Here is a 5,564-nt window from a genome sequence, read left to right as displayed (position 1 = left end):
AGCACTCAAGCACTCAAGCACGTGAGCCATTGATCAAGTGATTGCTTGATCCATTGATCAATGGCTTACCTATACAAGTGCGTACGTGCGTACGTATGCAAATGAGTAGATGTATAGACAACAGGCGTCGGGATGGTTACTCATGCCCCCAAATGGGGCAGTGCCCAGTCGTATAGACAACCTAGGATTCAGGCTAGCGCTTCTGCGTGCAAAGCATTCAGCCTGGAATGTGGATGTGCTTGAGGGCCTCTAGCATCGCCCTCAGAGGGCTACGGCTGCCGTAGATACTGAAGGTGACCGCTCCGTCTTCATGTCCAGCAATCCGTTTGATTAGCGAATCCTGGACCCCGGCGTCACGTAGGTCATCGATTAGCGTATGTCTGAAGCTGTGAAAGGTCTTGCGGGGGTCGGTGATACCAAGTCTTGTCTTGTAGCGACCGAACCACTTCGACGGAGCATGGCCGAGCTTGCCCCGCACTGCTTCTAGCTCAGGGAATACACGATCAGCGCCGGTAGCTTTGACCGATTCAACATGCTGAAGCAGGCCCAGGTCCAGCAGGACAGGGTGCAGGGGAAGCACTCGTCGGCTGCTGGCGTTCTTGAGGTTCTGGCCTTCACGGCTGTCATCAATGCGAATGCATTGCATACCCTGGTGCTCAGTGAAGTCATCAACCCGCAACTGGCATAGCTCTTCCAGTCGTGCCCCTGTAGCTCTACCCATCAAAGGCAACCAGTAACGCCACGGGTGCTTGCGTGCTTCCTGCCGCAGCGCCTCATGACTCAGCAGTGTCGCCAAGTCGCTGCGGTCGAATGAGAGTCGTGCTTCTTTTGCCGACCCCGCCATGACTTTCATGCCAGCCAGAGGATTGTCAGTGACGTACCCGTTCGCTTTGCACCAGTTCATGAACGCAGTGAGCTTACGTAAGCGGTTATTAATCGTGACGGCAGTGATGGTCTTGTAGGTGCTGCCTGACTCAACCACCTGCTTCAACGTCTTACCCTTGAACTCGGGACGTAGGTTGAAGTACTGGGGGCAGCGGCTGAGCCGTTCCTTTAGGAGACGAGCTTGCTGAGCATCGAAGGCTATCGCAGGCATATCACCCACCAGCTCGAATAGATCGGCTAGGGCACGCTCAATGTCATCGATGCTGCCTTGTCGCCATGTGCCACCGCGTTTCCCTTCTTCTATATAAAGCTTGGTAAGGGTGGCCAGGGTAGGGCCTTCACCTCTTGGCTTCTGTATGGCTGCTGGAACCGCCCCTGAAACGGTCGGGACGGATACTTGAGGTGTCGCTTCACGCCACTGCTCACACAGCGTACGCAGCGTTTCTGGGGCTGTTAACGGGTGCTCGCTCAGGTGGCGATTAACCTGCTGAGCTAATGACGATGCAAGGAAGAGAGCTGCCTGACGTTCACGTACACGCAGGGACAATCGAAGGGTGTGTCGGTTGGGGAATAGGTGCTTGGGTAATCGAAGGTTGAGGTAGTAAACGGACTGGCGGCGAACAATGTAGGCCATGAATGAACACCAGAGTGGACCAGTAAAGTGGACCAATTGAGTGGAACAATTCTGGTCACACCCCGAGCCTTAAGCGACCGTGCTCGGTGTCTGCACGGGACGATGGTCAACAACCTCATCAGCCTGAAACCCTTGCCCCATAAGGCCCGCATTGATTCCCGTGCATGCTTGCATGCGACCTGGTCAGGCCCGGAAGGGAGCAGCCATAGCGGGAACATCGAGTGCCGGGGTGTGGCTGGTGGGGCCGCCTCCATTTCCGGGGTCGGAAAACCTCAATCTGCTGCGAACGCCTTCTTTCTGTCCTGCTTCTCGCCCAATGCTCCCACCGCCGACAGCTTCATCAGTCGCTGGAATTTAGGGCAGGCCAGATGATCCTCCTCAGGGCACTGCGCCGCATGTCGCAAGCCTTTGCTCATCGCCTGTAGGCGCCTGATCCGTGCATCCAGTTCATCGGCTTTGAGTAGCAGCTTCTGCCGGTCGACCTGAAGATTCACCAGCATCGCTCCCATCTCATCCAGCGAAAACCCCGCAGCCTGGCCCAAGGCGATCAGCGCCAAGCGGTCGGTCACATCGGCTGCGAACTGGCGCCGCTGGCCGTGTGCAGCGAGCGATTTGAGCAGCCCTTTCTTCTCGTAGTAACGCAGTGTCGAGGCGGGTACGCCCGTGCGTTTGGCAACGTCGGCTATGTCCATTTTGGGTCCTTGACTTAAAGCTGGCTTCAACTTCTATGCTGCGTGGCGTGGTGATGACAGTCAATCTATGGGGGATTTTTCAATGACGTTGACTGCGATGTTTTCAGCGGCCTTGCCGATTGGTATCGGTGCTACGGTAGTGATGGACATGTGGGGCCTGTTGCTGAGGCGCTTTGGCGTTGCCACCTTGAGTTTCGCCATGGTCGGGCGTTGGGCGGGGCATCTGCTGAATGGGCGTGTGCGGCATCAGGCGATTGCCAAGGCTGAGCCGGTGCGGCATGAGCAGGTGTTGGGGTGGGGGATTCATTACGCCGTCGGCGTGCTGTTCGCGATATTGCTGGTTGGGTTTGTGGGGGAACGATGGTTGATGGCGCCTACCTTGCTGCCTGCGGTAGTTCTCGGTGTGAGCACGGCCGTTGCGCCGTTGTGTCTCATGCAGCCGTTGTTGGGGGCAGGGTTCTTTGCGTCGAGGACACCGGCGCCTGCGCGTAACTGCGTGAAGAGCCTGACTACGCATTTTGTGTTTGGTGTGGGGTTGTTCCTGAGTGCGGGGCTGCGGGCCTCGGTGTGAGGACAGGCCAGGCGGTCAGAGCGAGCGCAGGATGAAAATGCCGGCAATCAGCATGAGCGCTGTAGAAAGGCCGCCAAGGTAAAACAGCAGCACGCCTGTCCAGGGTGAGGATGTTCTAAGCTTGCGCATTTCCTCGGCGAATGCCTCCGCTTCACTTCGTGCGTTTTCAGTGTGACTTGGGGGAGTGAAGCGCATTAGCGACTCCTTGTTACTGGATCGATCTAAAACTCACAGCTTGCTGGCCAGCGCCATGATGCCAACGATGGTCGTTACAACCGCTGAGCCAGTTGCTATGGGATACCAAAGTGCTTCTTGTCTGAGCTTACGCGCTTCTGCCACGAATTTCTGCGTCTCGGCGCCTAGCTTGCGGCCTTCATTTTGTAACTTCTCAAGTTCGAGGTGTTCGCGGTCATCCTGAAGCATCGGCCTGTCTTTTCAGTAGTGGTAATGCTGCCATAGGTATCACGAAACTATGTGCTGTCAGGGTGCGAGGCACTATCGCCGGCTTCCATGCATGCTGTAGTCCATGTCCCAGGCAGCACGCGAGCTCGAATCGGTCGCAATACCCTGTGGGAGCGAGCGTGCCCGCGAAACAGGCGACGCGGTATAGGCACCCGCTTCGCCGTAGATCGCCGGCAACCCAGCGGCCACAGGGAGCGTGCTGGCTTGCTGCCTCTGTACATCACCAGCGCTTCTGTTTCACGGGCGAGCGACAGACGGGTTGTCGCTACGGCCCATCCCTGCGTATCGTTGCAGGATCCGCTCGATTTCCCCCGTCTGTTTCAGGCGCACCAAGGCCCGCAGCAACCCTTGTGTGGGTATCGCCGGGTCGTTGCGCACCATGCACCCCAGGTCCTGCTCCTCCAGTACTGCCAGCACTTGCAGCTGCCGAGCTGCCGGCTGCCCCTGGTTGAACCACTGCAGCGACAACTCGTTGCTCACTGCATGGCGATAGCGGTGGGCTTGCAGTTTCTGCAGGACCAGCAGCTGGCTGCGGCTGTCTTCGCGACTCAGTCGGCCTTGGTCCAGCAGGGGTTGCAAGGTTGGATAGGTGTACCCCAGCACTGTACCGATGGCCTGGGGCGGCAGTTGCTCTGCTGCGACCGGGTTGCTGTCGCCAAGGCGCCCCACCAGCACGTCGCGCTGGTGAAACAGCGGGATGCTCCAGACAAAGTCCCCCGGGCGGTCATTGAACCATTGCGTGCTGACGTAGCAGCGCACATCAATGTCACCGCTGTTCATGGCCTCCTGCAAGCGCAGCCTGGCCATCACGTGATACTGCGGGCGGACCCCTGCTTCCCGGGCCAGCGCCTGTACAAGGTCATAGACCAGGCCCTCGACCGGCTGGTCATCTTCAATCCGCACCAGCGGCATGCTCCAGCTTTCAGCCACGGAAAAACGCAGCACCGGCTGTTCTGCCACGCTCTGGGTAGCCCAGACCAACAGCAAGGCCAGCAGTTTTCGCAAAAGCATCTCCTCCCTGCACAACAGGCGCCCGATTCATAGCTTAGACGAGCTGCGCAGGGTGCAATTTTGCCCCCGCTCCGCTAGCATTAGCGATCTTCCGCTCGATCAGGCTACGATGGTTTTTCGATGAGTTATCAGGTTCTTGCACGTAAATGGCGTCCGCGCTCGTTCCGCGAAATGGTCGGCCAGACCCATGTGCTCAAGGCCTTGATCAATGCCTTGGACAACCAGCGCCTGCACCATGCCTACCTGTTCACCGGTACTCGTGGCGTGGGCAAGACTACCATTGCCCGTATCATCGCCAAATGCCTGAACTGCGAGACGGGCATCACCTCCACGCCCTGCGGCACCTGTTCGGTGTGCCGGGAGATCGACGAGGGCCGCTTCGTCGACCTGATCGAAATCGACGCCGCCAGCCGTACCAAGGTCGAGGACACCCGCGAACTGCTCGATAACGTGCAGTACGCGCCCAGCCGTGGGCGCTTCAAGGTCTACCTGATCGACGAAGTGCACATGCTCTCGACGCACTCGTTCAATGCCTTGCTCAAGACCCTGGAAGAGCCGCCGCCGTACGTCAAGTTCATCCTGGCCACCACCGACCCGCAGAAGCTGCCGGCCACCATCCTGTCGCGTTGCCTGCAGTTCTCGCTGAAGAACATGAGCCCGGAGCGGGTGGTCGAGCACCTCAGCCATGTGCTGGCTGCGGAGAACGTCCCGTTCGAGGCAGATGCCCTGTGGCTGTTGGGCCGCGCCGCCGACGGTTCCATGCGTGACGCCATGAGCCTGACCGACCAGGCCATCGCATTCGGCGAAGGCAAGGTGCTGGCCGCCGATGTGCGGGCCATGCTCGGCAGCCTCGACCACGGGCAGGTCTATGGGGTGCTGCAGGCGCTGCTCGAGGGCGATGCCCGGGCCCTGCTGGAGGCCGTGCGCAACCTGGCCGAGCAAGGGCCGGACTGGGCTGGCGTGCTGGCGGAAATGCTCAACGTGCTGCACCGTGTAGCCATCGCCCAGGCGCTGCCCGAGGCAGTGGACAACGGCCAGGGCGACCGTGACCGGGTGCTGGCGCTGGCCCAGGCATTACCGGCCGAGGATGTGCAGTTCTATTACCAGATGGGCCTGATCGGCCGGCGTGACCTGCCGCTGGCGCCGGACCCGCGTGGTGGCTTCGAGATGGTCTTGTTGCGGATGCTCGCCTTCCGCCCGGCCGACACCGACGATGCGCCGAAACCGGTGCTAAAGCCAGTGGGGATCAGCCAGGCCACAGCTGATCCTGCCAACGCGGTGGCAGCCCCTGCGCAGATCGGAAGAGCGG

7 protein-coding genes are annotated in these 5,564 nt (G+C 59.6%); 2 read left to right on the top strand and 5 right to left on the bottom strand.

Annotated elements, in window-relative coordinates; genetic code table 11:
* Positions 1-217: 217 nt before the first annotated feature.
* Together B3361_RS21130 and B3361_RS21125 are read right to left on the bottom strand one after the other, a co-directional pair.
* Positions 218-1,519, bottom strand: coding sequence for a site-specific integrase (locus tag B3361_RS21130; protein WP_182336656.1), 1,302 nt, complete (start codon positions 1,517-1,519; stop codon positions 218-220).
* 272 nt (positions 1,520-1,791) lie between these two features.
* Positions 1,792-2,211, bottom strand: a complete 420-nt coding sequence (locus B3361_RS21125) for a helix-turn-helix domain-containing protein (protein ID WP_009683919.1) — start codon at positions 2,209-2,211, stop codon at positions 1,792-1,794.
* Positions 2,212-2,293: 82 nt separating this feature from the next.
* Between B3361_RS21125 and B3361_RS21120 the strand changes: the two genes are divergently transcribed.
* A complete protein-coding gene (locus B3361_RS21120; protein ID WP_054905807.1) occupies positions 2,294-2,782 on the top strand; it encodes a DUF2938 domain-containing protein in 489 nt (162 codons plus the stop codon).
* Between the two features lie 15 nt (positions 2,783-2,797).
* On the opposite strand, the gene B3361_RS21115 is transcribed toward B3361_RS21120, so the two are convergent.
* From B3361_RS21115 to B3361_RS21105, 3 genes are all read right to left on the bottom strand, one after another.
* Positions 2,798-2,977, bottom strand: a complete 180-nt coding sequence (locus B3361_RS21115) for a hypothetical protein (RefSeq protein ID WP_054881968.1) — start codon at positions 2,975-2,977, stop codon at positions 2,798-2,800.
* A gap of 33 nt (positions 2,978-3,010) precedes the next feature.
* The gene (locus tag B3361_RS21110; protein ID WP_054881969.1) at positions 3,011-3,205 is read right to left on the bottom strand and encodes a hypothetical protein; all 195 of its coding nucleotides are present in this window, start codon (positions 3,203-3,205) and stop codon (positions 3,011-3,013) included.
* 276 nt (positions 3,206-3,481) lie between these two features.
* Positions 3,482-4,255: a substrate-binding periplasmic protein gene (locus tag B3361_RS21105; protein WP_009683915.1), complete on the bottom strand. Its 774-nt coding sequence runs from the start codon at positions 4,253-4,255 to the stop codon at positions 3,482-3,484.
* 120 nt (positions 4,256-4,375) lie between these two features.
* Here B3361_RS21105 and dnaX point away from each other — a divergent pair.
* The coding region (gene dnaX, locus B3361_RS21100; RefSeq protein ID WP_286920349.1) for a DNA polymerase III subunit gamma/tau at positions 4,376-5,564 on the top strand (1,189 nt) is incomplete at its 3' end.

The sequence above is a fragment of the Pseudomonas sp. UBA6699 genome (assembly GCF_002454615.1).
GTDB classification, from domain to species: domain Bacteria; phylum Pseudomonadota; class Gammaproteobacteria; order Pseudomonadales; family Pseudomonadaceae; genus Aquipseudomonas; species Aquipseudomonas juntendi.
Note: the sequence above shows the minus strand (reverse complement) of the source record. Positions and strands in the feature narration are given on the sequence as shown.